Here is a 25,062-nt window from a genome sequence, read left to right on the forward strand (position 1 = left end):
TTTTTACCGTAAACTTGTAATCCTTTCCCCATTCCACGTTTCAGCCGTATACCTATTCCACACTCCTACCCACGAGCTTAATTTTTGTATGGAACCAACCGACCCCTTGCTGGCCGAAGCCAAGCGCTATGGCTACGTGGAAGCCGGCGGTGTATGGCTGCGCCCGGTGTTGGGCCAGCCCGCCCGCCAGATAGGCCTGGTCAAAGAATCGGACGATGCCGCGCTGCTTTATTTCGGGCAACGTTTTGAAGCCCTACGCGCCAAAGTTGACACGCTGCTTGCCCGAATGGAAGCCAGCGAGAACAAAGGCTCGTTTCTGATGAAGGCACTGCACCTCAAAGAGCAGCTGCTGAGCTACGATGGCCTCGGCGACTTCACCGGCTTGCAACGCCGCCTCATCGAAGCCGAGCAGTCTATAGCCGTGACCGTGGCCCGAAACCGCGAGAAAAACCTGGCCACGAAAATCGGCTTCATTCACGAAGCCGAGGCTCTGCGCGACAGCGTGGAATGGATATCGGCCAGCGAAAAGGTGAAGGACCTGCGCCAGGGATGGCTTAAAACCGGCCCCGTGGATAAGGAGATGACCGATGAGCTGGAACACCGCTTCCAGACGGCGATTCAAGTGTTTTTCGACCGGCGCAAAGCTTTCCAATCCGATAAAAAAGCTATGACTTCGCGGGTGCAAAACCGCTACCGTGAGCTCATTCAGCAAGCCGAAAACCTCAAAAACTCCGACCAGTTCGAAACCACTTCGCGCCAGCTCAAGCAGCTGCAGCAAGCGTGGCGCGAAGTGAACGGCTCTCTGCCCAAAAAACAGGCTTCGGAACTATGGACTCGCTTCCGGGCGGCCAACAACCACTTCTTCGAGCGCCTCAAGGTGCACATTGCTACCCAGCAGGCCAGCAGTAGCCCAGGTTCGCCGGCTTCTCCCGATGAGCTGCTGGCCCGCAAGCGCGCCCTGGCCGACCGTGCCGAGGCCTTGATGAGCGTGCCGCCCCAGGAAGCCATTCACCAGGCCAAAGCCCTGCAGGCCGAATGGAAACAGGTAGGCACTGTGCGAGGCGAGGAATCGGACCGCATCTGGCAGCGCTTTATGGTGGCTTGTGATAAGATTTTTGAGCTGAGCGCCCTCGAGTATCACCTGCGCAAGCGTGTGGGCGGGGAGCCCACCGGCTCACCCGCTGAGCGCGCCCGGTTTCGCGCCAACACCCTGCGGGAGCTGCTCAAAGACGACCACCAGGAGTTGGAAGTGCTGCGCGACAACCTCGACAAGCTCAGCCCCAGCAGCGCCAATGACGCTTTCCGCCAGATGCTTCAAACCAAAATCCGTTCATTCGAGCGCAAAATCCGCACGAAAAACGACTTAATTGCTTTATTCAGCCAGCAAGCCCAGACCGCGGGCTAACATTGCGCCCACTTATTGCGTTGTCGAATTTCAACGTATTTTCTGGCTTGCGTTTTAACTGGAAACCGTTACCTTCGCCAACCTTTTTTTATCCTTCTCACTATGTATTGGACACTCGAACTCGCTTCCTACCTGGAAGATGCTCCCTGGCCCGCCACCAAAGACGAACTGATTGACTTTTCTATCCGCTCGGGTGCGCCCATGGAAGTGGTTGAGAACTTGCAAGCCCTGGAAGACGACGGCCAGCCCTACGAAAACATCGAGGAAGTATGGCCCGACTACCCGACCAAAGAGGACTTCATGTTCAACGAGGACGAGTATTAGGTTTTAAATTATGAGTTGTAAATTATGGATTATGAGTCTATTGATGATTTATCACAGGGACTTACAACTCATAATTCACAACTCATAACTCCTGCGCTTTGCGCAAAGAATCTGGTTGCGGGCTACCCCGGAAGGGTACTAGTCCGCAACCTTTTTTTGTGCCTGCCAGAGCCGGCTTTTGTGGCCCTTGTAGGCCACAACGGCAGTGGCAAAACCACCTTGTTTCGGGTGCTCACGGGCCAGTTGCCATATGAGGGCAGCGCGCAACTGCTGGGCCAGGAGGTGCGGGGGCTGCGCCGAGCGGCAGCGGCGGGCTTGCTGGGCTACTTGCCCCAGCGCGGCAGCATAGGTTTTTCCATCGCAGTGCGTGAGCTGGTGGTAATGGGCCGCTATCGGCACCACGGCCTGCTTAGTGCTTATTCTCCCGTCGACTATGCCTTGGCCGACGCTGCTTTGCTGCGTGTAGGCGTGGGGCACCTGGCAATGCGTGACTTCACGGAGCTTTCCGGGGGCGAGCAGCAATTGGTGTGGCTGGCTCAGCTCAGCTTGCAAGATGCCCAAGTGTACTTGCTCGATGAGCCTACGCAGCAACTCGATGTGTACTACCGCCGTCAGGTCTTTAGCCTCGTGCACGATTGGGTGACGGAAAAAAAGAAAACCGTGCTCTGCAGCACGCACGACCTAGATAATCTGCCTGCGCTAAAAGGTTATTTGCTTAACCTATCTGAACCGCAGCCGCAGCTGCGAGTGCTGTCCTCCGCCACCGTGCAGGCTGCTCGTGAGGTGCTGGAACAAGCACCCTCGTACGCTTCGCATAGAAAGGAGTGAAGTGGGCAGTAGCTGCCAATTAAAGAGCCCGGCTGCCCGGCTTGCCGCGCAGTACTTGCGCAATAGAGCGCATAAATGGCCCCGGCGACACAGAGTTCATCACCCGGAGGTTATCGGCCCAGGAAGTGGTTTCGTCCAGAAAGCGGAAGATGCGCTCGACGGGATTGCGCTCGAACAGCTCCCGGAAGATGTCGCGCGTGGTTTCGCCGCGCCGCTTCATAATGTCGAGCAGGAGGGTATCGAATAAATGAAATTGCCACTTGTCGCCCGTGGGGTCGGCTGGGGGCCGGCCTGTAGCAGCCAAGGCCGCCACCAGCCGCTCAGACTGCTGCTGAATGCGTTTGAACGCGTATCCCGTGCTGGGCTTGGCCCTGCCGCCCCGAGTGCCTATGTTAATGATACGGGCGCCAACTCGGGCCGGCAGCGGGTGGTCAGTCATGGGAATAGCCCCAATTTCTTCCGCCTCAATGCGGTAATCCTTAACTCCCAACGTTGCTTCTAGGTATTCCCGGATAGCCGCTTCATACTCGGCTTTCGCCAGAGGCGTCTCTGAAAATAATGTGTATTCTACCAGCGCTTTGCGCTTGGAAAAAGGCAACACATAAATAAACCTCGCCTCGTGGTGCTGCTCGCCCCGGAAGTCCATGAACTCCACCACGGCCGGGTCAAATACGTCGGTATCGGTGGCTACTTCCCAGCCCACGAAGTGCTGCAACAAGTAACGATGCTTCTGCGGCTGCTGCAGTTGCCGGAGGTCAGGCGGGCGGCTGTCGAATGCGTAGCGAGCTGTGAACTGGCCGGCGCTGCTATGGGCTTCCACACCGGTGGCAGTGTTGTGCAGCTGCTCAACGGTGCCTTTTACGAGTGTGAACTGAGCGTTGGCAGTAAGCGCCCGGCGGACAAAGTCGTAATATTCCAGCCCTCGAATCATGCGGTAGCGGTAGGCACCAAGGTCTATCACCTTCTCAAAGTCGGGGCTGCGGAAAGCAATCTGCCCCCAATCGTGAGCTGCGAGGCCATCAAATACCATCGGTTTATCGGCCCAGTACGACCAGGTGCGGTCGTTCTGGTTCTTAGCTTCTGGCTCAATAATCAGGACCTTCTTGCCGGCTAAGCGCGGCTCCTGGGCCATGTAGTAAGCCAAGCTGAGGCCCGCCGCTCCGCCGCCCACGAGGAGGTAGTCATAATCGAAGCGGGCGTCGGCAGTAGGCATGGAGCAGGAGCAGGCTACAAAAGTGGCACACACAGGCGCAAAAAAAAGCCGGACCTCGCGGCTCGGCTGATTTTGTTACCGGTAAACTGGCGGGCTTCTTAGAAGTTCGGCGACAGCAGGTACTTGTGATAGAAGTCATCAATGATTTTTACTGCCTCGCTGGCATCGTCCACTATCTGCACCAGGTTCATGTCTTCGGGCGATATGTTGTGCTCCTCGTGCAGCATCACTTCCTCTACCCATTTAAACAGGCCGCTCCAATAAGCTGAACCTACCAACACGATGGGGAAGCGGCTGATTTTCTTGGTTTGAATCAGCGTCATGGCCTCAAACAGTTCGTCGAGGGTGCCAAAGCCGCCGGGCATGCCCACGAAGGCTTGCGCGTACTTTACAAACATCACTTTCCGCACGAAGAAGTAATCGAAATCGATGCACTTGTCTTGGTCGATGTAGATGTTGTGGGTTTGCTCGAAGGGCAACTCAATGTTAAGACCCACCGACTTGCCACCCTCGGAGCGGGCACCCTTGTTGCCGGCTTCCATGATGCCGGGGCCACCGCCCGTGATAACACCGTAGCCGTGGCGCACCAGCTTGGCCGCAATTTCTTCGGCCATCTGGTAGTAGGGGTTGTCGGGCTTGGTGCGGGCCGAACCGAAGATGCTGACGCAAGGGCCGATTTTGGACATCTTCTCGAAGCCTTCCACGAACTCGGCCATCACTTTGAAAATCTGCCAGCTGTCGGCGATTTTGATTTCGTTCCAGTCCTTATCCACAAAGGCGCGGCGCAGGCGCTGCTCGTCTTCGCTGGCCAAGGCCGGGTGGCCGCCGCCCTGCTCCCGCATCTCGCTGATGGAAGTCAGCTTGTCGTCGTTGACGTTGGGCTGCTTGATGGTTTTGCCGCTGCCAGCGTTCAACATGTCGTCCGACATCTTGGTCTTGCTGGTTTTTTCTCTTTTGATTGTAGACATAGTTGCTGTGGGAATTCCTGCCAAAACAAAATCGCCCCGAAAAAGGGGCGATTAAAAGTAGGGCGTCAAAGTTACCAAATTGTTATGATAAAACAGTGATGTCTTGATGTATTACTGCATCTGAACTAGTTCAAAGCCGGAACAGATTCCCAACTTCGGCTTTTGATTACAGTAAGATGTGATAAATGAATGGTTTGCGGGCTGATGCTTCAGACCAATTGCCGCAGAGCCATCTCGAATGAGCGCTGAGCAATGCCCGTGGGATGAGCGTTTTCCTGGTGTGTGCGTTCCAGCGCGGCCCCAATAATGCGCGAGGTGTCGGCGAAAATGGCTTGGTCGGTAATTTCGGCGCCGGTTTCCATGAGGTAGGCAAACACGCGGGCCATGCCGCAGTTGGCAATGAAGTCGGGAATGACGGCCGTGTGCCGGTCGGCAAACTCTCCGGTGGGGCCAAAGAATATTTCCGGGTCGGAAAAAGGCACGTTGGCGCCGCAGCTAATTACTTTCAGGCCGCCGGCCAGTAGCTGCTCTACCTGTTCCCGGGCCACGAGGCGCGAGGAAGCGGCCGGTATAAAAATGTCGGCGCCCATGGACCAGACCTTCTCGTTCACCTCATTGAACGAAAGGAGGTTGCCGGCCGTTAAGGCATTACCCTGGCGTGCCAACAACAGCGCCCGGATTTCTTCCAAACCTAAGCCTTCGGGATTCAATAAGCCCCCGGCCCGGTCGATAATGCCCACGATGCGCACGCCCTGCCCCGCCAAGTAGTAAGCGGCGGCGGCTCCCACATTGCCCCAGCCCTGAATGATGGCGCGCTGCCCGCGCAAGTCCGTTTGGGGCCAGAGGCGGTAGTAGTGTCGCACGGCCTCGGCTACACCGTAGCCGGTGATGAGGTCGGCCACGGTGTATTTGCGGGCTAAGTTGGGGGAAAAAGTAGCGTCTTCTACCACTTTTATTACCCCTTGCCGAAGCTGACCAAGTTTCTGGATTTTTTGGGGTTCCGTGGCGTGGTAATGTCCAGTTACAACGCCCTCCTGCGGGTGCCAAAGACCATATTCTTCAGTAATAGGTATAACCTCATGTATCTCATCAACGTTAAGGTCACCGCCGGTGCCGTAGTAGTTTTTCAATAATGGAATGACTGCGCGGTACCAGCGCTCCAATACTCCTCGCTTGCGCGGGTCCTGGGGGTCGAAATTGATACCCGACTTTGCGCCCCCGATTGCCGGGCCCGACACCGTGAACTTCACTTCCATTGTTTTTGCCAAGCTCTCCACTTCGCGCTTATCCAGCCCCTTGCGCATGCGGGTGCCGCCCCCGGCAGCACCGCCGCGCAAAGAGTTGATTACCACCCACCCCTCGGCATCAGTTTCCGAGTCTTTCCATTCGAAGACGATTTCGGGGCGTTTGTTTTCAAATTTGGTAAGCAGGTCGAGCATGGGGTGGGGCTACTGAAAGGATGCAGAATAATATACAGGAGTACAAAGTTAGACCGCAACCCTTAAGCCGCTGAAACACAAAAATTGCATTTAACGTAGAAATAAAGAGGTTTGAATACTCATGTATTGTAGAAGTAATCGGTTTCTTTCCAACTATTTTACATCAACCCTCGGAACTACCCATGGAGCACCGATGTATTGCGGTTATTCTACTCTTCCATTTTCTGCCCTTAGATTCTACTCTTCCTTTTCCATTTTACTTTTTATCGACTCATGAAACCATTGCATTCGCGTGTAGAAGCGCAACAGTTGGACCGTGCCGCGGCTATGCTCAAGGTTCTCTCCCATCCCAAGCGGTTGGCTATCGTTGACTTATTAGGCAAGACTAAAGGCAAAGACAGCCAAATGTCCGTTACCGACATTTACCAAGCCCTCGACCTCCCCCAGGCCATTGCTTCGCAGCACCTCATCACTCTCAAGGACCGCGGTGTGCTGAAATCCAGCAAAATTGGCACGAAGATTTACTATTCCCTGGCAGTTCCTCAGCTGCTGAAGGTGATTGATACCCTCGAAGATTATTCGGGCAAGCTGTAGTCGTAGCGACGAGCTAAAACATGGTGAAAGAAGCTGTTTTGCGAAAAACGGCTTTTTTTATGCCCTCAACCCAGCGCTGAGGGTAGTGTGCAGGGCCAGCACCTGAGGCAGGAGCGGAAGTACCTCGTCGTTGGTCAGGACGTAGTCGGCGCGGTGCACCTTCTCTTCCTCGCTCAGCTGCTTAGCCATGATGGCCTGCACGTCGGCCGGCGAGCGGTGCAGGTCGCGGCGCAGCACGCGGGCCTCGCGCACCGCTACCGGGGCAAATACAGTAATAATGCGGTCGAGCTGCCGGTAAGAGCCTGCTTCAAAAAGCAGTGCCGCTTCTTTCAGCACATACGGGTGCCCGGCTTGTTGCTGCGCCTTTGCCCAGCGTTCAAAATCGGTGCCCACGTGTGGATGCACCAGCGAGTTGAGCTGTGTCAGCAAGGCAGGGTTGTTGAATACTGTGCCCGCCAGCACCGGCCGGTTCAACCGGCCAGCGGCATCATAGGTAGTTGGGCCGAAGGCATCAGTCAGCTGCTGGCGTAGCTTCGCGTCGTTTTCCATCACCCAGCGGGCGCGGGTGTCGGCGTCATATATGGGCACGCCCAGCGCGTGAAACAAGCGGCTGACAATGCTCTTGCCCGAACCTATTCCGCCAGTGATGCCAATGCGCAGCATAAGAGTTGACTATTGATTGGGTTGGGAAGTGCGCCGCAGGGAGTTGCGGCTTTGTTCGAAGCGGGGCTTCCAGTGCATGCGCACGCTCGGTACCGAAGCACGCACGCGGGTGGGGGGCTCCAAGGCTACCTCCACTTCCTCGTCACGTTTGTCGGCGGCATGGGGCACCATCACGGGGTAGGGGTCGGGCAGCGCAGCAATCAGGCTGGCCGGCCCGCGAAAGGTGACCACAGCCGGGGAGAAGCGGGCGGTGTAGAGCCGCGCCGAATCGCGGGGCAGGGCCAAGCGAAGCTGCCGGCTGGCGTAGCGGTCAAACGTAAGGCGCAGGGTGTCGCCGGCCCATTCGGTGACCTGAACGCCCTCCAAGGCGCTTTGCAGGCCGATGCGCCAGGCATCGGCGGGGAGGTAGCGGGTGCCGGGCAAGGGCACCGGGCGCAGCACGGCAGGGCGGGTGCCCCAGCCCAGATTGGCCCGCAGCAAGCGCCAGCCCTGGCCCGTCACCGTTACCGGCAGGGCGTTGGGCAGGGGGCGCATCGGCACGTATCGGACTGAGTCGTAGCGCCACGTCAGGGGGTAATTTAAGCGAGTGGTGTAGGTTTTGTTCAGAGCGTTCATTTGCCAGAAAAAACCAGCCGCGAGCAAGCAAGCGGTAATGGCCCGGTAAAAACTGGGCTCTTGGCCTGCGAAGGGCCGCACAAACCAGCTAACCAGCCGGCTGGCCCGGTTCAGCGGCCCGTCCATCTTTTAAGCGGAGGCAATGCCGTCGGTGCCGGCGCTCGCCTTGTTGCTCACTTCGCGGGCGATGGCCGAGCGGTCGAACCGCAGCTTGGTGCCACGGTCTACTTCCACCACCACAGTGTCTTCGGTGAGGTCGACCACGAGGCCATGCAGGCCTCCGATGGTGACAATGCGCGAGCCCTTGGCCAACGACTGGCGGAAAGCTTTGGCGTCGGACGCCCGCTTCTGCTGGGGCCGAATCATGAAGAAATACACCACCAGACCGATGGCTATCGGGAAGAAGAGCTGCGTGTAATCCATTCCTCCGGAAGCTTGCAAGAGTAGGGTCAAATACATGGTGCTGAAATTAATGGCTTAGAGCGGGCTGGGGGCTGCGGCGCCGACAGTCAACACGTTGCCTTTGATGAGAATGGTGGTAATGTTGGGTTGGGTGTTGGCCCGCACCGCAATCTGCTTACTGATGATGCCCTGCTTGCCGCGGCTGTCAAACTGAACTTCCATGGTGCCCTGGGCGCCGGGAAGAACGGGGGCTTTGGTCCAGCTAGGGGTGGTGCAGCCACAGGACACAATGGCATCCTGAATCAGCAGCGGCGACTTGCCGGTGTTGGTGAAGGTGAAGGTATGACGCACCTTGCTGTCGGCTTTGATGTCGCCGAAGTCAAACTCACTTTCAGTGAATTTCATCACCGGCGCATTGGGGTTGGGAGCTTCGTCTTCGCTCACCACGTTGGGGTTGTCCACGGTGGGGTTGGCCGCGGCGTCGGAGGCTGCGTCGGTAGCGGCGGCGTTCATGCCTTCGGTGCCCACCTCACCCGATTTGTCGCGGTTGCAGGCGCTGAACAGCAAAGCTGCAGCAAGGAGAATCTGGTATTTCATACAAGTGAAAACGCGCGGCGCACGTTTCAATAAGGGCTCAGTAGTGACTAGGTGCCTTCAGCAACAAGACCTTGCAAAGGAGAGTGCCCGCAGCCATTCCTTTGCAGGGGGCTGCGGGCAACTTCCTTTTGCGCAATTAGAGCTTGGCGATGATGTTTTGAGCAAACTGGCTGGTGCTGGCCTGGCCGCCAAGGTCGCCTGTGCACTCCTCCTGGTGCATGAGGGTAGCTTCCAAAGCTTTCTCAATTTGGTCGGCCTTGGCATGCTCGCCGAGGTAATGCAGCATCATCAGGGCCGAGCGAAGCAGAGCAGTGGGATTGGCCTTGCCTTGGCCGGCAATGTCGGGAGCCGAGCCGTGCACGGCTTCAAACACGGCCATCTCGTCGCCGATGTTGGCGCCGGCCACCACGCCCAGGCCGCCCACGAGCCCGGCGCATAGGTCAGAGAGAATGTCGCCAAACAGGTTGGTGGTTACTACCACGTCGAATTGCTCGGGCTTGTTCACGAGCTGCATGCACATGTTGTCGATGATTTTATCCTCGAACACAATTTGCGGAAACTCGGTGGCAGCCTCTTTGCAGGCGTTGAGCATCAAGGTGCCCGCCATTTTGATAATGTTGGCTTTGTGGGCCAGGGTCACCTTTTTGCGGCCGTGCTTGGCAGCGTAGGAAAAGGCGGCACGGCAGATTTTGCGCGAACCTTCTACCGTGATGCGGTTGAAGGAGTCGGCAATGCCCAGGCGCTCGTCGTATACCTCCAGGCCCGAGTACAGGCCTTCGGTGTTTTCGCGAAACAGCACCAGGTCGATGCCTTCGTAGCGAGTTTTGATGCCGGCCGTGGTTTTGCTAGGGCGCACGTTCTGGTAGAGGTCGTACTTCTGGCGCAGCGTCACGTTGATGCTGCGGAAGCCCTTGCCTACAGGAGTGGTAATCGGGCCCTTCAGGGCCACCTTATTCTTTTCCAGAGATTTGAGTAGCGAAGTCGGAATCAATTCGCCCGATTGGTCGAACGTGGTTTGGCCAGCGTTCTGCTCTTCCCACTGCACGGGCACTTGTGCCGCGGCAAAAATGTCGGTTACGGCCTTGGTGATTTCGGGACCAATACCGTCGCCGGGAATAAGGGTTACTAGGTGCATATGTGGTGAAATAGTAAAATGGTGGAGTGGTGAGTTCGGGCAACGGGTGCAACAAGTAATGATGAGTGGTAACGCTCGACAACCGCTCTCAATCCAAAAGAGAAGCTGCCGTGCTTACCAAAGCGTTTTCTACTCATCATTTCATGAACTCACCAGTTCACCTATGCGCCCTTGCGGGAATTGATTTGATTGATGAGTTGGTCTACATCGCCCAGCAGCTGCTCGGCTTTGGATTTGGCGTCGGAAATCACGCGCTGGCCTTCGGTTTTGGCCGAGGACGGACCGGCCATGTCGCGGCTGGTTACCAGGCTGTCAGTAAGGTCGGCCAGTACGGAACGGTACTTCTCCAACTGGTAGCTGAGCCAGGAGCGAGTTTCGGTACCGGTTTCAGGGGCATAAAGCAAGCCAAGGGCTGCGCCGGTGAGGGCGCCGCCCGCGAAGCACAAGATGCCGGTGGTGGTTTTGCTGGCCATGGTCGTCGGGGTGAGGAGGTAAGGTGGGAGAAGATTCGAACTTATGGTACGGAGAAACGCAGCAGTAGATACAAAGGTGGCCAAAGTGATGGATTCACCAAATTTGACCAATCGGGCCGTGCACTGCAGGGCCGTGCCTCTACTGGTTGTCGAGTAGTCCGCGGCCAGATTTGCGGATGTCGCCACTGGCGGCCAAATCCTGCGCCAGTTTATCCAGAATGCCGTTTACAAACTGCTTGCTCTTGGGTGTGCTGTACAGTTTGCTGATTTCGATATACTCGTTGATGGTGACTTTTACCGGAATGCCGCGGAAAAGCTGCATTTCGGTGAGGGCCATTTTCAGAATAATTTTGTCGAGCAGAGCAACCCGTTCCACGTCCCAGTTTTGCACCGAGCCGGCAATGAGCTTTTCCATCTTGTCGTCTTCGATGAGCGTCTGCTTATAGAGCGTTTCGGCAAATTCGCGGTCGTCGGCCCAGTTAGCAGAGAGGTTCATCAGTTCCTGCTTTTCGTCGGCGCCGAAGGGCAGCATCTTCAGGGTCTTCAGCACCAGGTTGCGCACGATGGGGCGATTCTCCTCCCAATTCAGGTCGTCGGCTTCCAGCTGGCGCGGCAGCGCTTCGCCCTTAAACACGTAGTCCTTGTAGATAAGCCGCAGGATTTCCATGTCTGCCTCGTAGTCGGCCTCGGCAATGCCAGTGGGCTGGCCAGCCAAGTACTCGCGCAGCGGGCCGTCGGCCTTCATTTCTTGCCAAGCGGCACGAAGGGCTTCAATCTCCTCGGCGCTGTCCCAAGCCAGCTTGCGGCGGATAGTCAGGTCCTGAAGCTGCTCGTTGGCCATAATTTTGGCAATGGCCTGGTTCTGATGCAGGCGGTCAGCGTTCAGCGCATTCTCGCTGGGGCCGAGGCGGCGGCGCTCCTCGCGGCTCTGTTCCTCTTCCAACACTCCCTGCAGGGCAGCCGGCAGGTTGAGCAGGTGCAGGTACTGGTCGTGAATGCTTTCGGCACCGGCCAGCAGCTGCCCACCGAAGAAGGTGGCGTCCTTTTTTACCTGGGCCTCAAAGAAGCTGATGGCATCCGACAAAGCCGCGTCCACAGCTTTGTCATCGGTCTTTTCGGGCAGGACGCCAGTTTTGTACCACTCGCGCAGCTGGGCTTCGCCCAGCTTGCGCTGGCCTTCGAGCTGGCGGCGGTCGGGGGCCTCTTTGGCCGTGAGGTCGGGCTCAAAAGCAGCCGCGATGCGGTCCTGGGCCAGCATCAAATCGGCCCCTACCGCCTGGTGGTAGGAGTAGAGCGACTGCATGACTTTGATACGGAGAAGGCGGCGATTCAGCATTGAGTTGAGTTATAAATATTATGAGTTAAAAGTTAGGAGCTGGGAGTATGAGTCGGTCGGGAATGAGCTGGTCAAGCCAACGTCCCAACCAACTCATAACTCAAAACTTTTAACTCATGACTCCTTAGTAGGTCGACTTCACCTTGCCTACGTGGGCAATGCGCTCCTTGGCTTGCTTGATAGCGGCAGCCTGGGGGTGCGTGCCTTCTTCTTCGGCCTTGGCCAAAACCTGAAGGGTGAAGTCGTAAATTTTTTCGGTCTGGGTGAGGGCGCCTTGGCGGCTGGAGCCCACCACTTCGGAATACACGTTGATGAGGCCGCCGGCGTTGATGAGGAAGTCGGGAGCATACACAATGCCGCGACGCACCAGCTCAGGGCCATGCTGGTTTTCTACCTTGAGCTGGTTGTTGGCGCAGCCGGCCACCACCTGGCACTTCAGGCGCGCAATGGTCTCGTCATTCAGCGTAGCACCCAAGGCGCAGGGCGAATAGATGTCCATCTGCTGGTCGTAAATATCTTCCAGGCCCACGGCGGTAGCGCCAAAGCGGGCGGCTGCTTCCAGGGCGCGGTCTTCGTAGTAGTCCGTCACGATGAGCTTGGCGCCTTCTTTCTGCAGGTGCTCGAGCAGGTAAGTGCCTACGTGGCCTACTCCTTGCACGCCGATGCGCTTGCCGGTTAGGCTTTCGGAGCCGAATGCTTTTTTGGCGGCGGCCTTCATGCCCATATAGGTGCCATAGGCCGTCACGGGTGAGGGGTCGCCGGAGCCGCCCATGCTCTCGGGAAGGCCGGCTACGTGGGAGGTTTCCATGCGGATGTACTCCATGTCCTTGGTGGTCATGTTCACGTCCTCGGCCGTGATGTACTTGCCGTTGAGGTTCTTCACGAAGCGGCCAAACTTACGCAGCAGGGCTTCGGTCTTCATCTTCACATCGCCGATAATGACGGCTTTGCCACCGCCCAGGTTCAGGCCCGAAATGGCCGCCTTGTAGGTCATGCCGCGCGAGAGACGCAGCACGTCGTTCAGGGCTTCCATGTCGCTGGCATAGTGCCACATGCGGGTGCCGCCCAGCGCTGGGCCGAGCACGGTGTTGTGAATGCCGATGATGGCTTTCAGACCGGTTTCGTGGTCGTGGCAGAACACTACTTGCTCGTGCTGGTGTTCGGCAATTTGACCGAAGATGACCTCTGGGGCCAGGGTTTGGGTTTCAATCATGGGAGGAGATTGAGAGTGGTGGGAATTTAGGGTTGGGAAGAGTGTGGCGTAACTTTGTTGTATTCTATACGAAGGCTGCACGGAAACCCGGAACGTCATGCTTAATCCGGCGTCTGTCAGCCGCCGCACGACGTTATAGTTTGAAGATGACCTTCCGTTTCAGGCCACAAAAGTACCCCTATTTTCTTATACCGGCCTCTTTTCCACCCAGCCTGTGCGCGCCCTAAACGCTGTTAATCCCTTTATTTTTCGCTATAAATGGCACTTCCTAGCTGGTGTGCTGTTTGTGGCGCTGAGCACTTTGCTGGCCATTTTTCCAGCCCAATTGGTGCGCTACGCCTTCGATTTGGTGAACGAGGGCATCGACCTATACCACCTCTATGCCGGCACGCAGGCCCAGAGCAGCGTGTATCAGCTGTTTGGGCGTAATGTGCTATTCTATGGTATGCTCATCATTGCGCTTGCCCTGCTGCGCGGCATCTTTTTGTTTTTCATGCGCCAGACCCTCATTGTGATGTCGCGGCACATCGAAAACGACCAGAAAAACCAGATTTATCAGCACTACCAGTCGCTGCCGCTCAGCTTTTACCGCCGCCACAGCACCGGCGATTTGATGTCGCGCATTTCCGAGGACGTAAGCCGGGTGCGCATGTACCTCGGGCCGGCCATCATGTATTTCCTGCAGTTGGTGCTGCTGTTTCTGCTCATTGTGCCGCTCATGCTCATGGTGAACGTGAAGCTGACGCTGTACACGCTGCTGCCGCTACCGGTGCTGTCGGTTAGTATTTTTTACGTTAACAATCTGATAGAGCGCAAGTCCGACGAAATACAAAAGGCCCTGTCGGGCATGACGACCTTCGTGCAGGAAGCCTTTTCGGGCATTCGGGTGCTGAAATCCTTCGTGCGCGAAGCCAATTCACACGAGCAGTTTGCCAAAGCCAGCAACGAGTACAAGGAAAAATCACTGAGCTTGAACTTCGTTAACTCGCTGTTCTTTCCGCTCATCCTCTTCCTCATTGGTCTGAGCACGCTCATCACGGTGTGGGTAGGGGGGCAGGAAGTAATTCGCGGCACCATCACCACGGGCACCATTGCCGAGTTCCTGATTTACGTGAACCTGCTGACCTGGCCGGTTACGGCCCTGGGTTGGACGTCGTCGCTGGTGCAGCGAGCTGAAGCTTCGCAGGCCCGTATCAATGAGTTTCTGGACCAGAAGACAGAAATCGTTTCCCGCCAGAACGTGCAGCGCGAGTTGGTAGGCGACATTGCGTTCGAAAACGTCTCCTTCACCTATCCCGATACCGGCATCCAGGCCCTACGCGACGTAAGCTTTCGGGTGCGGCCTGGCCAGACACTGGCGGTTATCGGCAACACGGGCTCGGGCAAAAGCACCATTGCCGCGCTGCTCTGCCGTCTATATGACGTCACGGCCGGGAGCATTAGCATCGATGGCACCGACGTGCGTGACTACTCGTTGCGTGCCTTGCGCGGCCAAATCGGCTACGTACCGCAGGACGTGTTCCTGTTCTCTGACTCTATTCGGAACAATATTAACTTCGGGCTCGACGAGCCGGATGAAACCCGGATGCTGCAGGCAGCTAAGGATGCGGATGTCTACGAAAACATTCTGGCCTTCCCCGAAGGCTTCGATACCAAAGTGGGGGAGCGGGGCATCACCCTTTCCGGTGGCCAGAAGCAGCGCGTGAGCATGGCCCGCGCCTTGGTAAAGGAACCTAAAATTCTGATTCTGGACGACTCCCTCTCGGCCGTGGACACCAAAACGGAAAATGCCATTCTGGGCAGCTTGCAGCGCATTATGGCGCACCGCACCAGTCTCATCATCTCGCACCGCGTGAGCTCGGTGAAGCTAGCCGACGAAATCCTGGTGCTCGACGATGGCGTGATTGTGCAGCACGGCACTCACGAAAACCTGATGAGCGACACCAGCGGCCTGTACCGGGCCCTCTACGAACGCCAGCTGCAGACCGAGGAAGCATAAAGCACAATGCAAGAAAGCGCCGGCAGGTAGCTGTTCGTCTTACGAAAAACGGCCACTTGCCGGCGCTTTCTTGTGACAGAAGTCCTTGTAAACCAGAAGGGACGGCTACATCCCGATTTTCACCCGGCGCATACCTGTCTTCTCATAGGCCGTGCAGCGCACGATGTAAGCACCGGCAGGCAGCTTGCTCACGTTGAGAACCAGAGGCGTCTGGCCATTCATCATAGTATGGGTGAGCACGGGGCGTCCGCCCACATCAGTCACTTCGACCCGGGTAGGGCCAGGATTATCAGTTTTCACGGTGAGGCGGCCCGCTGCAGACTCTGCCTTCACTTTGATGGCGTTGGGGTCGGCCGCAGGGGTTTCTGGTGCTGGTGCAATAAGGGTAGCATTAGCAGCGGAAGTTACCGCAGGGGCCTTAGCGGGCGCAGCAATTACGCCGCTGGGCAAGATGGCTTCTTGGGCGGACTCCGGAACGGTGGGCGCAGGCGTAGCGGCAGGAGTGGTTGCGGGCGCCGGGGTACCTTGAGCGTAAGCGGCCGCGGGGGCCAAAATGCAGGCCAAGGCTAGTAGTAATAGATGCTTCATAAAGGGAATACGAATTGCCGAGGTTAAAATTGGTAGCGTAAAGCTAATAAATTCTGAGGCTCGCTAGTGCCTGCGGTTCTGCAAGTCGCGTGCCAGCGCTAGTGTTCATTGGTAATTAGTTAAACTTTATTTGCTTTCTGGTTGCACCAAGTAAGAAAAAGCCCTTACCTTTGTCACTCTAATACCAATCGGGGTGTAGCGTAGCCTGGTATCGCGCCAGCATGGGGTGCTGGAGGTCGTAGGTTCGAATCCTGCCACTCCGACGGAAGAGCAGCCGCTCTTAAAGCCTCCGAACTTAACGGTTCGGAGGCTTTTTTCGGCCGTAATATTGGAAATAGAAACAGGTCGCCCCATCGGCCTGCTTTCGGGGTGTAGCGCAGCCCGGTAGCGCGCGTCGTTCGGGACGACGAGGCCGTAGGTTCGAATCCTGCCACCCCGACATTAGCATCAAAATCAAATAAAAAGCCCGCTGAACAGCTGTTCAGCGGGCTTTTTATTTGATGGGCGCTGGCCCTGTGGGCTACCGGTAGCGGCCCTTGCGGGAAGGCAAACGCTTACTGTCGCCGCTCTTGCTCAAAAGCACGACTGCTCCGCCAACAACGGCCGCCAGCGTGGCCATCTTTAAAATCAGGCTAGTCTTACTGTGCTTCCACTCGGCTGGGTAGCCCTTTTCAGCGAAAATGTTGGGGAAATGCCCGTGGGCCAGGTCGTCGATAATGCCTTCAACCACGTTCACCCGGTCGGCTAAAATCAAAGGCAGCCAGTGGCCATAATGGTTCTCACTGTACTTAAACGCAACGCGGCGAATCATGCCGCTGAGACCGCTAGGAGGCGAGGCCGTGCCGAAAACGGCCGATACGTTCGGCCGCTCAATGGAATGCAGCACTTCCTGGTCAATAGGCTGCTGAGGTGGGCGCTCCCAGTCGTAGCTTTTAGTGTCTTCATTTTCCCGATGCCGCATCGGGTAAGTAGGGTCGTTCTTGGGGTCAGCATCGATGCCCCAGCCTTTTATCTGCTTTGGGTCTTGCAAGGTGTTTTCCATGAGGTTGGGCTTTACATTCTGGCGGATGGGGGAATGAGCACAGGCTTGATGCAGTTATCGAGCTTGGCAGAAAAAATCCGGTAGCCGTCGGCCACTTCTTCCAAAGGAATGCGGTGCGTAATGAGTCCTTTGGGGTTCAGCACCCCGTTCTGAACGTGCTCGATAAGCCGCGGCAGCAGACGTTTTACCGAGGCTTGGTTGGCCCGAATGGTGATGCCTTTGTTAACCACGTTGCCAATGGGTACGAGGTTATCGGTGGGGCCGTAAATGCCAACAATGGAAACCACGCCGCCTTTTTTTACGGAATTAATGGCCCAGTGCAGCGCCGTAGCTGACCCGGCCTGCAGCAGCAGCTTGCGGCCGGTGATGGTTTGCATGGTGTTGCCGGCAGCTTCGGCGCCTACGGCATCGATGCAAACATCGGCGCCCAGCCAGTCAGTGGCTTTTTTGATGAACACCACCGGGTCGTTCATCTCTCTGAAGTTATATGCCTCGCAATTGGCGTAGTTGCGAGCGAACTCCAAGCGGTATTCTTCTTGGTCGATAATTATGACGCGGCCGGCACCGAACAGCCAGCAGCATTTAGCGGCCATGATGCCCACCGGGCCAGCGCCAAATACTACCACCGTGTCGCCGGGCTGAATGCCGCCCATCTCGGCGGCCTGGTAGCCAGTGGGGGTTACGTCGGTGAGCATCACAGCATCGTCGGGGTCCATGCCGGGCGGAATTACGGTGGGACCTACGTTGGCATAAGGCACGCGGGCGTATTCGGCCTGGCCGCCTTCGTGTCCACCGGCGGTATGCGAATAGCCAAAAATGCCCCCCACGGCCGTCGCCTGTGAGTTGGACTCGTGGCAGTTGCCGAACATGCCCTGCTTGCAAAAGACGCAGCGGCCACAGGCAATGTTGAAGGGCACCAGCACGTGGTCGCCCACTTTTACCTTGGTTACCTCCGAGCCGATTTCTTCCACTATGCCAGTGAATTCATGCCCGAAAGTGGTTCCGACGCGCGTGTCGGGCACGTTGCCGTTGTACAGGTGCAGGTCGGAGCCGCAAATACAGGAGCGAGTCACCCGCACAATCGCATCCTCAGGATGCTTGATTTCGGGCATGGGTTTTTGACTGACTCGAACCCGCTTCGGGCCCCGGTAATTCATAGCTAGCATATAAATCCTGCTTTGATGTGGAAAGGAAGAAACTTGCTCTTGCTATGAGGGCATTTTGGTAGTAGTCGACATAGCTTCTAGCTGTACTTGTCGAGTTGGCTAAGGTTGGCAATTGGGTGATGTATAAATATTAATTACGTAGTTATACACTCCTGTTTCGACTATTCACAAGTATAAATACGGGTTATCAAGTTGCTGTAGGGAATTATATAAAGTACCGATATTAGGGTTTGGAGGAAGCCGGGAAGTTGGCGGAGCCCAAAGCAACTGTTTCACATTGCTTCGGGCCTAGGTTAGGCAAGCGGACCGATTTGAGTGCCCTATTGCTGCCGTACTTATTTGGTTTATAGTAATGGAAATTATATTTGAATAATCATATAGAAAGAGTAGTTGAATGAAGAAAATTTGCCTTGTCGCGTTGTTCGCCGTCAGTACTCAAGTTGGGAATGCCCAAAGCATTGCGGCCAGCACAATTTCGCTCGGAGGCGGCATAGGCTACAGCCGTTCCACCAGCGAAACCAGCCTACCCCCGAGTCACGCGTCAATCATTGCCACTACAAACAGCCAATTTAGCTTTTCGCCGGCAGTGGGGTATTTTGTGGTCGATAACCTGGAATTGGGAGTCCACTTGAGCTATACTGCTTCCTACCGACCATATACAATCTTTCCTGTTCCGATTACGCCATACCCCAGCACGCCCTCACCAAGTGCCGTGCAACTCGGAACCGACGTCGTTACCAACCTGCGAGTAGGAGCCTTCAGTCGTTACTACAAGATGTTTGTGGAGCAGTTTGGAGTGACCGGCATGCTGAGCGGCGGCTACCAAGCTTTGCGCACCAACGGCCCTAGCACTATTGGGGCCGGCTTTAAGGCTTCAGGCTACTACGCCTCCCTGACCCCGGGCATGGTCTTTTTTCCTGTTTCTAAGCTTGGCATCAGTGCCTCCATTGGGTCGCTCGGTTATAATCACCTCAGCAATGAATACTCGGAGTCGCCGGGCAATTCGGTGCCAAGTGGATACAAGCACTCTTCAAGCACCTTCGGGGCAAACTTTGGGCTCAACGAGTTGCAGTTCGGCGGCACGTACTATTTCGGCCGCTAAGGCTCAATTGTTTTCACAAAAAGCCTCAGTCAGTAGTTAGCCGGGGCTTTTTGCGTTCGTATGGTTTATAGTGCTAACGCTATTTCACGCCGACCCACACTTCGGAAGCATCATCGGCACCAAAACGCTCTAAGTAAAAATCGCCCCGTTGGGTGAGGTTCTGCTTTTTCACGGCTTCCAGGGCGGCGGGATAAAGCTTGTTAGGGGCCAGCAGGTAGCTCACGCCGGTGAGGCGGGCGGCCACCACGCGCTGTCCGGCGGGCACAAAACGGTAACGGAAGCCAGCCGGCAGCTTGCGCGTGGTGTCGGCCACGGTGAGGCCAATGAAGGCTTTAATGGTGTCGTGAGCCGTTTCGGGGTCGTTGAAATATAGGTTCGTCAAGTCGCCGCCAAATTGCTGCTTGGTCTGCACGTCTTTGGCTTGGCGAAAAAGCTGCCCGAAGGCATCGCCCTTCACCGACCCATCGTAGGGCTGGCCGGCCAGGTAAAGCGGAGCGGCGGTAGTCTCTAGCGTGACCTTGGGGTCGTGGGTACCGCCCAGGTACACGTAGGTGCCCGCCGCGACCAGGGTGAGCAGAATAACGGCGAGAAAGAGGTAACGAGTCATGCGGGCGGGTGGCAGGTAACAGGTAAAGTCGGAGGCAGGTTAGGATACGTTAGGCAGTTGGTTCTTGCCAACAATTATTTCCTCGTTACCAGCTGGTAACTGCTCACTCACCACGTACTGCATACGGTAGAGCTGGGCATAGTAACCTCCTTCGATGCGCAGCAGCTCTTCGTGGGTGCCGGTTTCCTTGATTTCGCCTTTGTCGAGGACAATGATTTTGTCGGCTTTCTGAATCGTGCTCAGGCGGTGGGCAATAACCAGAGAGGTGCGGCCTTGCATGAGCTTTTCGATGGCCGATTGAATCAGCTCCTCGGTCTCGGAGTCGACCGACGACGTGGCTTCGTCGAGCACGATGACGCGGGGCTGGTATACCATGGCCCGCACGAAACTGATGAGCTGGCGCTGGCCCACCGAGAGTGTTGCGCCGCGCTCCATCACGGGGTAATTGAGGGCGTTTGGCAGGCGCTCGATGAAACGGCGGGCGCCCACAAGGTCCGCAGCTTCCCAGATTTGAGCGTCGGTGATGGTTTTGTTGCCGAGGGTGATGTTGTCGCGGATGCTGCCGGCGAAGAGGAAAACGTCCTGCAGCACCACGCCGATTTGCCGGCGCAGCAAACTGAGGTCGTACTCGCGCAGGTCACGGCCGTCGATGCAAATGCTGCCTTCCTGAATGTCGTAGAACCGACTAAGCAGGTTGATGATGCTGGTTTTGCCGGCCCCGGTGGCGCCCACAAAGGCAATGGTTTGGCCGGGCTTGACGTGGAAGCTGATGTCCTTGAGCACCCACTCGGGCTCGTTATAAGCGAACTTGACGTTTTTGAACTCTACATCGCCGCGCAGTTCGGTGGGAGCATAGGTGCCGCTGGTAGCCACCAAGTCTTTGTTGTCGAGCAATTTCAGGAGGCGCTCGGTGCTCACCAAGCCCAGCTGCAGGGTATTGAACCGGTCGGCAATCTGGCGGATGGGCCGGAAGAACAGGGCGTTGTACATGATGAAGGCGATGAGCGCACCCTTTGAGATGGTACCCTCAATCTGGCCCTGGGCCGCGTACCACACCAGCAAACCCACCCCGATTGCGCCCAGCACCTCGGCCACCGGGAAGTAGATGCTATAGTAAAGCACCGAGCGAATGTGGGCGTCGGTGTGCTCCTTGTTGATGGCTTCGAACTTGCGGAACTCCCGCTCTTCGTTGTTGAAAATCTGCACAACGTTCATGCCCGTGAGGTGTTCCTGCACGAAGGAGTTGAGCTTGGCCACGGCGTTGCGCACGTCTTGAAACGACTTCTTGATTTTCTCCTTAAACACATAAGTCGAGAAGAGCAACGGCGGAATCACCGACAGGCTGATGAGCGTAAGGCGCCAGTCGATGTAGAACATGAACGCCATGATGAAGAGCAACTGCAGAATGTCACCCGCCATAGCCGCGAGGCCTTCGCTGAACACGTCAGACAGCGTTTCCACATCCGAGATATTACGCGTGACCAGCACGCCAATGGGCGTGCGGTCGAAGAAGCTGAGCTTCAGGTTCAGCAGGTGCTGGTAGAGGTCGGTGCGGATGTCGCGCACGATGTACTGGCCCAGCCAGCCGCCGTAGTACGTCTGCAGGTAGCTTACGCCAGCGTGGCCCACCAGTAGCACCAGCAGCAGCCCAAACATGGCGTTCAGGCTGCGGGTGTCGCCCTGTTCGATGCTAACATCGACCATGCGCTGGATAAGAAAAGGCCGGAGCGTACCGAGCACGGCCGTGGCCACGGTTAGAAAAATCAAGCCGATAAACACGCGCCGGTAGGGCCGCACATAGGACAGCAGGCGGCGCAGCACCGTCCAGTCGAATACCTGACCAGTTTTGGTAGCGGAAGTGGTAGGGTCCATAAGTAGGGCAAAGGTCGGAAGTAAACAGCGGAGCGGCCGAAAAGTGTGCAGACCGTGCGAAGCTGATGCAAAAACAAAAGGACCCTCATGCTGAGCGGAGTCGAAGCATGAGGGTCGTGGCTGTTGCAGAACTCTGTCGAGGAACTGAGAAGCCGCTATAGCAGGTGTTCAGCACCTAAAAAGACCAAGAAAACGACATTTTCCGGCCGTTGCAGCCGCAATAGACCCGTTGAGCAGGCCTAGCGGAGGGTTCTGCAACAGCCACGACCCTTTTCTTGAACGGCCGGACGGCTTTTTAGCGACCGGTCAACCCACCTTACTTGCTACTTGCCGCAATGGCAAAACTTGGTGAGATAAAAAGAGCGCTCAATTTATTGTCTGACCCATCTGTTCCGTCTACCCGTAAACGAAATCGTCCTTTCTTATGCCGCTTGACCACCGTTGGGGGCACATACAAAGCAAATACTCTACTCGCCTGCGCGTCAATACGCACGTAGCCATACTCTTCCATGGGTGGCGGCTGTACGCGCTCCGAGGCATCGTATAATAGCCGTTCCCAACGTGACGTTTTCGGGTCAAAGACCTCCAATCGTATTTTGCCATAGAAAGGCCTGTTGCAACTGTTCCGGACCTTCAACGGGTCGTTGTATCCGACCTGAATCGTTGATAATTCATTGACTATTGTGATGCAGCTATCCCCCTTGGCGGTTGCCCTTCCGGAGGCGGTTTCCTGACCGCCAACACCCGCGCCCCTGGTTACGGGCCGCTGGATGGCATCTGGCTGGGGTAAGGCAACCAAGCGCAGGGGGTGCATACTATGCAAAAGCAGCAGGCCCCCCAGCAGTAGCGTTCGGTGGAGAAGGTTCTTCATAGCAGGTGGGCAAAAGCAGCAGGACGCCACCGGGCGTCGCCGAGACGAAGTAAGGACATTTTATGGCTCGTTTAAGCGATTCGGACCGTGGCTGTTGCAGAACTTGCCATCGGCCATCACCAACCGAGCACCAAAAAGCGCACCTAGCTATAAAGGGCTCTTTAGAAGATGAGTGAGCTGTTGATACTCATCAGCTAGGCAGCTATTTGCCCGTTTGAGGAGTTCTGCAACAGCCACGACCGTTTGCCTGAACGGGTCAATATGCTATTTAGAGAGGCTGTCTCAGCTTGCGGTCTGTTCCAATAGCAAGTGTTCCAATAGCAAGTGTGGCATGGCCCGGGTGGGGTACACGGTTTCCTTCGGCAATCGGTCCACGGCGGCTTGTATTTGACGGGCTTGCACCAAGGTCTGGATTTCGTGGGCCAGCGCCGTTACGTCGGTTATCTCCTCCACCCACTCGTGCACGTACCGGGCCACGGCTTCACCGGACAGCCCGATTTGAATGGCGCGCTGCGGCAGCGGGTTCAACTGCACATCCCGCTCGGGGTCCCATTGAATGCGCACCGGAGCCGCCTGCAGGTGTTCTTTCCACTCGGTCGAGCTCGGGTGGGCCGTGGCATTGAAGTGAGATAAACAGGCATGCTGCAGGGCCCAGTCCAGGCCGGTGCGCTTGATTTTCAGGGCCAGCACCCGTTCCTGGTTTTCCTTCGTGGCCCAGCCCGAGCGGTACATCATCCACAGGAACGAGGGCTTAATCCACGTCATGCGCTCCACCTTGAACCCGGGCAGGGCCAAGCGCTGCTCGGCAACTGCCGGAAGGGCAATCCGCGGGTGGTAGGCTTGGTACACGGTGAGCGTGTGTTCGTCGTAGGCGGCGCGAATCAACATAGGCGAAGAATCAGGGTAGAAGGGTATCGTCAACCTACGCACCCGGGCCCTCAAATCCAGTACGGCAGGTGGTCCGGGGAGAAATAGTCCGCCAGCTGGTCAAAATCCCCTGCTTCCTTGCATTGCTGAAGATAAGCCACGGCCGCCGCGGCGTCGGGGTCAGGCAACCCCTGGAGGTAGGCCATGGTGGGGTCGATTCCGGCAAAGGCAACGAGTTGAATGTCAAACCCGCAGTAGGTATCAAAGGTGAGTTGCTTTGTGCGCCAGAGCACCAGCGCGTCGCCCACGTCACCATGCAGGCCGATGAGGTAGCCCGCCAAGAGCAGCCCCTCCATCGTGGCCGGTCCCCCATGGGCATACGCGTGCATATACCGGGCGCTCAGCTCGGCAAGCAGGGCACGGGCAAACGCAACGTTGGGGCGTTGCCGGTACCCGTGGTAGAGGCGTAGGCCAGCCCCCGTCCCGTCCTCATCCGTCAGTTCCGCTAAGGCCTGCTCCGAAAGCTGGCCCGTCGCCTCGTAAGCGGCTAATAAGGGACAATCCATGACATGTCTTCAAGTGGGTAATTAATAAACTTACGCTCGTTTTGCGATTCCGACCGTTTTCCTGAACGCAAGTTCTGCTAGGCCGACCAGCCAGGTGGATAAGGCCACCCGCACCCGGGTGCTGGCCTATTTTTCTTCTATATATTAGCCCGCCGGAAGGACTCCCCTTTCTGCTTTTGCTGCCCCGCCTTATGCCCCTGCTCCAGTTCTATGCTCATCTGTTGTTCCGGGCGGCCGCGCTGCTCGCGGCGGGGCTCGCCCTGGCCTGCCTCGCGGTCATCAGCGTGCTGGGTGGGGCCCTGCCGGGCGTGGAACTGAACGAGCAGGTGGCCCGCGCGGCCACGGCGTTACACCGCGACGCTTGCCGGCTGCGGGCTTCGGCCCGGGCCCGCCAAGCCCCGGCGCCCACCGTTTCCAGGTCCGGCGACGCCGGGTAAGCCCCAGGGATTGCCTCCCGCCAAAAAGCCGCTGCACCTGCCGGGCCGTAGCGGCTTTTTGGCGGGTATTTATTTTCATAAACTCCCCAAAATGAGGCACTAGGGGCCGTTTATTACCAGCAAAGAGCTTGTTACCCTCCCCGTAGAGGCCAGCGCGAAGGTAGCCTTAGCGCGACCAGTCGGCTGACATAATCCTCGTTTTGCTATTCGGACCGTTTTCGTGAACAGCATTGCGGGTCAGAGCCTGTAGTCGTAGGCACCTCGACAACAGCAGCCGGCATTTCAGCTTTGTTTCCTCTCTAAAAAACATGGAAAACTTGACGTATTTGTTTATGGGGCAGTGCCGGGAGAACTTTTTCCTAGGGGTCACCCCCGCCAACCTTACGCAACGCGCAGAACCCGGCCCACAAAAACTGGTGGCATTATACACCCGATTTATCGGGGCCAATCAAGGGGAGGCATTTGTCGGGTTGCTACAGGAATACCAGTACTACATCAATCTATGGGCCGCTCACCTGCTCGTGGAGCATCATTACCCGGATGGACCAACCCGGCAGCTGTGCATGGAAACGATTGAGCGCCATGCTACCAGCACGATTGACCCGAAGGTCGCCCAGGAGGAGCTGGAGTGGCTGAGGCGTCGGGCATAAGCTTAAACACTCCTTTACCTTTCCGACCGTGGCTGTTGCAGAACTCGGTTCCGGACACCCAGTGCGGTTGTTACGGCAAGCGTCTCGCCG

27 protein-coding genes and 2 tRNA genes are annotated in these 25,062 nt (G+C 56.8%); 10 read left to right on the forward strand and 19 right to left on the reverse strand.

Features of this window, described 5'->3' with window-relative positions; translation table 11 throughout:
• Positions 1–88 precede the first annotated feature (88 nt).
• From ACP7AJ_RS01410 to ACP7AJ_RS01420, 3 genes are all read left to right on the forward strand, one after another.
• A complete protein-coding gene (locus ACP7AJ_RS01410) occupies positions 89–1,405 on the forward strand; it encodes a DUF349 domain-containing protein (protein ID WP_426058402.1) in 1,317 nt (438 codons plus the stop codon).
• A 102-nt stretch (positions 1,406–1,507) separates the two neighbouring features.
• The gene (locus ACP7AJ_RS01415; protein WP_035561220.1) at positions 1,508–1,729 is read left to right on the forward strand and encodes a DUF2795 domain-containing protein; all 222 of its coding nucleotides are present in this window, start codon (positions 1,508–1,510) and stop codon (positions 1,727–1,729) included.
• A 156-nt stretch (positions 1,730–1,885) separates the two neighbouring features.
• A complete protein-coding gene (locus ACP7AJ_RS01420; protein WP_426058403.1) occupies positions 1,886–2,557 on the forward strand; it encodes an ABC transporter ATP-binding protein in 672 nt (223 codons plus the stop codon).
• A 19-nt stretch (positions 2,558–2,576) separates the two neighbouring features.
• Here ACP7AJ_RS01420 and ACP7AJ_RS01425 read toward each other — a convergent pair whose 3' ends face one another.
• From ACP7AJ_RS01425 to ACP7AJ_RS01435, 3 genes are all read right to left on the reverse strand, one after another.
• Positions 2,577–3,770 (reverse strand): lycopene cyclase family protein, encoded by a 1,194-nt coding sequence (locus tag ACP7AJ_RS01425; protein ID WP_426058404.1) that lies wholly within the window; start codon positions 3,768–3,770, stop codon positions 2,577–2,579.
• A 98-nt stretch (positions 3,771–3,868) separates the two neighbouring features.
• Positions 3,869–4,612, reverse strand: a complete 744-nt coding sequence (locus ACP7AJ_RS01430; RefSeq protein ID WP_426058893.1) for a TIGR00730 family Rossman fold protein — start codon at positions 4,610–4,612, stop codon at positions 3,869–3,871.
• A 335-nt stretch (positions 4,613–4,947) separates the two neighbouring features.
• Complete coding sequence (locus tag ACP7AJ_RS01435) at positions 4,948–6,177, reverse strand: Glu/Leu/Phe/Val dehydrogenase dimerization domain-containing protein (protein ID WP_426058405.1); 1,230 nt, start codon at positions 6,175–6,177, stop codon at positions 4,948–4,950.
• Between the two features lie 273 nt (positions 6,178–6,450).
• On the opposite strand from ACP7AJ_RS01435, the gene ACP7AJ_RS01440 reads away from it, so the two are divergent.
• Positions 6,451–6,771: an ArsR/SmtB family transcription factor gene (locus ACP7AJ_RS01440; protein ID WP_046244304.1), complete on the forward strand. Its 321-nt coding sequence runs from the start codon at positions 6,451–6,453 to the stop codon at positions 6,769–6,771.
• 57 nt (positions 6,772–6,828) lie between these two features.
• Here the strand turns inward: ACP7AJ_RS01440 and coaE are convergent, their stop codons facing one another.
• The 8 genes from coaE to ACP7AJ_RS01480 all read right to left on the reverse strand — a co-directional run bounded on the left by coaE (position 6,829) and on the right by ACP7AJ_RS01480 (position 13,205).
• On the reverse strand, positions 6,829–7,434 hold the full coding sequence (coaE, locus tag ACP7AJ_RS01445; protein WP_426058406.1) for a dephospho-CoA kinase: 606 nt from the start codon (positions 7,432–7,434) through the stop codon (positions 6,829–6,831).
• A 9-nt stretch (positions 7,435–7,443) separates the two neighbouring features.
• On the reverse strand, positions 7,444–8,049 hold the full coding sequence (locus ACP7AJ_RS01450; RefSeq protein ID WP_426058407.1) for a hypothetical protein: 606 nt from the start codon (positions 8,047–8,049) through the stop codon (positions 7,444–7,446).
• A 129-nt stretch (positions 8,050–8,178) separates the two neighbouring features.
• On the reverse strand, positions 8,179–8,472 hold the full coding sequence (gene yajC / locus ACP7AJ_RS01455) for a preprotein translocase subunit YajC (RefSeq protein ID WP_426058408.1): 294 nt from the start codon (positions 8,470–8,472) through the stop codon (positions 8,179–8,181).
• Positions 8,473–8,526: 54 nt separating this feature from the next.
• A complete protein-coding gene (locus tag ACP7AJ_RS01460) occupies positions 8,527–9,048 on the reverse strand; it encodes a DUF1573 domain-containing protein (protein ID WP_426058409.1) in 522 nt (173 codons plus the stop codon).
• Positions 9,049–9,184: 136 nt separating this feature from the next.
• Positions 9,185–10,183: an isocitrate/isopropylmalate dehydrogenase family protein gene (locus ACP7AJ_RS01465; protein ID WP_426058410.1), complete on the reverse strand. Its 999-nt coding sequence runs from the start codon at positions 10,181–10,183 to the stop codon at positions 9,185–9,187.
• Positions 10,184–10,344: 161 nt separating this feature from the next.
• On the reverse strand, positions 10,345–10,656 hold the full coding sequence (locus tag ACP7AJ_RS01470) for a YtxH domain-containing protein (RefSeq protein WP_426058411.1): 312 nt from the start codon (positions 10,654–10,656) through the stop codon (positions 10,345–10,347).
• Between the two features lie 139 nt (positions 10,657–10,795).
• Positions 10,796–11,992 (reverse strand): transcription antitermination factor NusB, encoded by a 1,197-nt coding sequence (gene nusB / locus ACP7AJ_RS01475; protein WP_426058412.1) that lies wholly within the window; start codon positions 11,990–11,992, stop codon positions 10,796–10,798.
• Positions 11,993–12,116: 124 nt separating this feature from the next.
• Positions 12,117–13,205: a Glu/Leu/Phe/Val dehydrogenase dimerization domain-containing protein gene (locus ACP7AJ_RS01480; protein ID WP_426058413.1), complete on the reverse strand. Its 1,089-nt coding sequence runs from the start codon at positions 13,203–13,205 to the stop codon at positions 12,117–12,119.
• A 214-nt stretch (positions 13,206–13,419) separates the two neighbouring features.
• Between ACP7AJ_RS01480 and ACP7AJ_RS01485 the strand changes: the two genes are divergently transcribed.
• Complete coding sequence (locus ACP7AJ_RS01485; RefSeq protein ID WP_426058414.1) at positions 13,420–15,204, forward strand: ABC transporter ATP-binding protein; 1,785 nt, start codon at positions 13,420–13,422, stop codon at positions 15,202–15,204.
• Positions 15,205–15,309: 105 nt separating this feature from the next.
• On the opposite strand, the gene ACP7AJ_RS01490 is transcribed toward ACP7AJ_RS01485, so the two are convergent.
• Entirely contained in the window at positions 15,310–15,792 is a 483-nt protein-coding gene (locus ACP7AJ_RS01490) for a T9SS type A sorting domain-containing protein (protein WP_426058415.1), read from the reverse strand.
• 189 nt (positions 15,793–15,981) lie between these two features.
• Between ACP7AJ_RS01490 and ACP7AJ_RS01495 the strand changes: the two genes are divergently transcribed.
• Positions 15,982–16,055: transfer RNA gene (locus ACP7AJ_RS01495), tRNA-Pro, on the forward strand.
• 102 nt (positions 16,056–16,157) lie between these two features.
• Positions 16,158–16,231: transfer RNA gene (locus ACP7AJ_RS01500), tRNA-Pro, on the forward strand.
• 81 nt (positions 16,232–16,312) lie between these two features.
• On the opposite strand, the gene ACP7AJ_RS01505 is transcribed toward ACP7AJ_RS01500, so the two are convergent.
• Both ACP7AJ_RS01505 and ACP7AJ_RS01510 read right to left on the reverse strand, forming a co-directional pair.
• Positions 16,313–16,834 carry a hypothetical protein gene (locus ACP7AJ_RS01505; protein WP_426058416.1) on the reverse strand — a complete coding sequence of 174 codons (522 nt, stop codon included), beginning with the start codon at positions 16,832–16,834 and terminating at the stop codon, positions 16,313–16,315.
• Positions 16,835–16,845: 11 nt separating this feature from the next.
• Positions 16,846–18,000 (reverse strand): zinc-dependent alcohol dehydrogenase, encoded by a 1,155-nt coding sequence (locus ACP7AJ_RS01510; RefSeq protein WP_426058417.1) that lies wholly within the window; start codon positions 17,998–18,000, stop codon positions 16,846–16,848.
• Positions 18,001–18,712: 712 nt separating this feature from the next.
• Between ACP7AJ_RS01510 and ACP7AJ_RS01515 the strand changes: the two genes are divergently transcribed.
• Complete coding sequence (locus ACP7AJ_RS01515; protein ID WP_426058418.1) at positions 18,713–19,102, forward strand: hypothetical protein; 390 nt, start codon at positions 18,713–18,715, stop codon at positions 19,100–19,102.
• Between the two features lie 79 nt (positions 19,103–19,181).
• Here ACP7AJ_RS01515 and ACP7AJ_RS01520 read toward each other — a convergent pair whose 3' ends face one another.
• The 5 genes from ACP7AJ_RS01520 to ACP7AJ_RS01540 all read right to left on the reverse strand — a co-directional run bounded on the left by ACP7AJ_RS01520 (position 19,182) and on the right by ACP7AJ_RS01540 (position 23,885).
• On the reverse strand, positions 19,182–19,709 hold the full coding sequence (locus ACP7AJ_RS01520; protein WP_426058419.1) for a hypothetical protein: 528 nt from the start codon (positions 19,707–19,709) through the stop codon (positions 19,182–19,184).
• A 39-nt stretch (positions 19,710–19,748) separates the two neighbouring features.
• Positions 19,749–21,581 (reverse strand): ABC transporter ATP-binding protein, encoded by a 1,833-nt coding sequence (locus ACP7AJ_RS01525; RefSeq protein ID WP_426058420.1) that lies wholly within the window; start codon positions 21,579–21,581, stop codon positions 19,749–19,751.
• 316 nt (positions 21,582–21,897) lie between these two features.
• Complete coding sequence (locus tag ACP7AJ_RS01530) at positions 21,898–22,452, reverse strand: hypothetical protein (RefSeq protein ID WP_426058421.1); 555 nt, start codon at positions 22,450–22,452, stop codon at positions 21,898–21,900.
• A gap of 282 nt (positions 22,453–22,734) precedes the next feature.
• Positions 22,735–23,340, reverse strand: coding sequence for a DUF4291 domain-containing protein (locus ACP7AJ_RS01535; RefSeq protein ID WP_426058422.1), 606 nt, complete (start codon positions 23,338–23,340; stop codon positions 22,735–22,737).
• A 50-nt stretch (positions 23,341–23,390) separates the two neighbouring features.
• Entirely contained in the window at positions 23,391–23,885 is a 495-nt protein-coding gene (locus ACP7AJ_RS01540; protein ID WP_426058423.1) for a hypothetical protein, read from the reverse strand.
• A 191-nt stretch (positions 23,886–24,076) separates the two neighbouring features.
• On the opposite strand from ACP7AJ_RS01540, the gene ACP7AJ_RS01545 reads away from it, so the two are divergent.
• Both ACP7AJ_RS01545 and ACP7AJ_RS01550 read left to right on the forward strand, forming a co-directional pair.
• Positions 24,077–24,322, forward strand: coding sequence for a hypothetical protein (locus ACP7AJ_RS01545; RefSeq protein WP_426058424.1), 246 nt, complete (start codon positions 24,077–24,079; stop codon positions 24,320–24,322).
• 416 nt (positions 24,323–24,738) lie between these two features.
• On the forward strand, positions 24,739–24,972 hold the full coding sequence (locus tag ACP7AJ_RS01550) for a hypothetical protein (protein ID WP_426058425.1): 234 nt from the start codon (positions 24,739–24,741) through the stop codon (positions 24,970–24,972).
• The last annotated feature ends 90 nt before the right edge of the window (positions 24,973–25,062 follow it).

The sequence above is a fragment of the Hymenobacter sp. B1770 genome (assembly GCF_049896385.1).
GTDB lineage: Bacteria > Bacteroidota > Bacteroidia > Cytophagales > Hymenobacteraceae > Hymenobacter.

Excerpts from the sequence above, each read along its gene's own strand:
- ACP7AJ_RS01545 (WP_426058424.1), top strand. The coding sequence starts at position 24,077 with ATGCCCCTGCTCCAGTTCTATGCTCATCTGTTGTTCCGGGCGGCCGCG.
- ACP7AJ_RS01440 (WP_046244304.1), top strand. The coding sequence starts at position 6,451 with ATGAAACCATTGCATTCGCGTGTAGAAGCGCAACAGTTGGACCGTGCC.
- ACP7AJ_RS01505 (WP_426058416.1), bottom strand. The coding sequence starts at position 16,834 with ATGGAAAACACCTTGCAAGACCCAAAGCAGATAAAAGGCTGGGGCATC.
- ACP7AJ_RS01425 (WP_426058404.1), bottom strand. The coding sequence starts at position 3,770 with ATGCCTACTGCCGACGCCCGCTTCGATTATGACTACCTCCTCGTGGGC.
- coaE (WP_426058406.1), bottom strand. The coding sequence starts at position 7,434 with ATGCTGCGCATTGGCATCACTGGCGGAATAGGTTCGGGCAAGAGCATT.
- yajC (WP_426058408.1), bottom strand. The coding sequence starts at position 8,472 with ATGGATTACACGCAGCTCTTCTTCCCGATAGCCATCGGTCTGGTGGTG.
- ACP7AJ_RS01435 (WP_426058405.1), bottom strand. The coding sequence starts at position 6,177 with ATGCTCGACCTGCTTACCAAATTTGAAAACAAACGCCCCGAAATCGTC.
- ACP7AJ_RS01540 (WP_426058423.1), bottom strand. The coding sequence starts at position 23,885 with ATGGATTGTCCCTTATTAGCCGCTTACGAGGCGACGGGCCAGCTTTCG.
- ACP7AJ_RS01470 (WP_426058411.1), bottom strand. The coding sequence starts at position 10,656 with ATGGCCAGCAAAACCACCACCGGCATCTTGTGCTTCGCGGGCGGCGCC.
- ACP7AJ_RS01465 (WP_426058410.1), bottom strand. The coding sequence starts at position 10,183 with ATGCACCTAGTAACCCTTATTCCCGGCGACGGTATTGGTCCCGAAATC.
- ACP7AJ_RS01430 (WP_426058893.1), bottom strand. The coding sequence starts at position 4,612 with ATGCGGGAGCAGGGCGGCGGCCACCCGGCCTTGGCCAGCGAAGACGAG.
- ACP7AJ_RS01525 (WP_426058420.1), bottom strand. The coding sequence starts at position 21,581 with ATGGACCCTACCACTTCCGCTACCAAAACTGGTCAGGTATTCGACTGG.
- ACP7AJ_RS01520 (WP_426058419.1), bottom strand. The coding sequence starts at position 19,709 with ATGACTCGTTACCTCTTTCTCGCCGTTATTCTGCTCACCCTGGTCGCG.
- ACP7AJ_RS01415 (WP_035561220.1), top strand. The coding sequence starts at position 1,508 with ATGTATTGGACACTCGAACTCGCTTCCTACCTGGAAGATGCTCCCTGG.
- nusB (WP_426058412.1), bottom strand. The coding sequence starts at position 11,992 with ATGCTGAATCGCCGCCTTCTCCGTATCAAAGTCATGCAGTCGCTCTAC.
- ACP7AJ_RS01535 (WP_426058422.1), bottom strand. The coding sequence starts at position 23,340 with ATGTTGATTCGCGCCGCCTACGACGAACACACGCTCACCGTGTACCAA.
- ACP7AJ_RS01480 (WP_426058413.1), bottom strand. The coding sequence starts at position 13,205 with ATGATTGAAACCCAAACCCTGGCCCCAGAGGTCATCTTCGGTCAAATT.
- ACP7AJ_RS01530 (WP_426058421.1), bottom strand. The coding sequence starts at position 22,452 with ATGAAGAACCTTCTCCACCGAACGCTACTGCTGGGGGGCCTGCTGCTT.
- ACP7AJ_RS01510 (WP_426058417.1), bottom strand. The coding sequence starts at position 18,000 with ATGCTAGCTATGAATTACCGGGGCCCGAAGCGGGTTCGAGTCAGTCAA.
- ACP7AJ_RS01450 (WP_426058407.1), bottom strand. The coding sequence starts at position 8,049 with ATGAACGCTCTGAACAAAACCTACACCACTCGCTTAAATTACCCCCTG.
- ACP7AJ_RS01490 (WP_426058415.1), bottom strand. The coding sequence starts at position 15,792 with ATGAAGCATCTATTACTACTAGCCTTGGCCTGCATTTTGGCCCCCGCG.
- ACP7AJ_RS01410 (WP_426058402.1), top strand. The coding sequence starts at position 89 with ATGGAACCAACCGACCCCTTGCTGGCCGAAGCCAAGCGCTATGGCTAC.
- ACP7AJ_RS01460 (WP_426058409.1), bottom strand. The coding sequence starts at position 9,048 with ATGAAATACCAGATTCTCCTTGCTGCAGCTTTGCTGTTCAGCGCCTGC.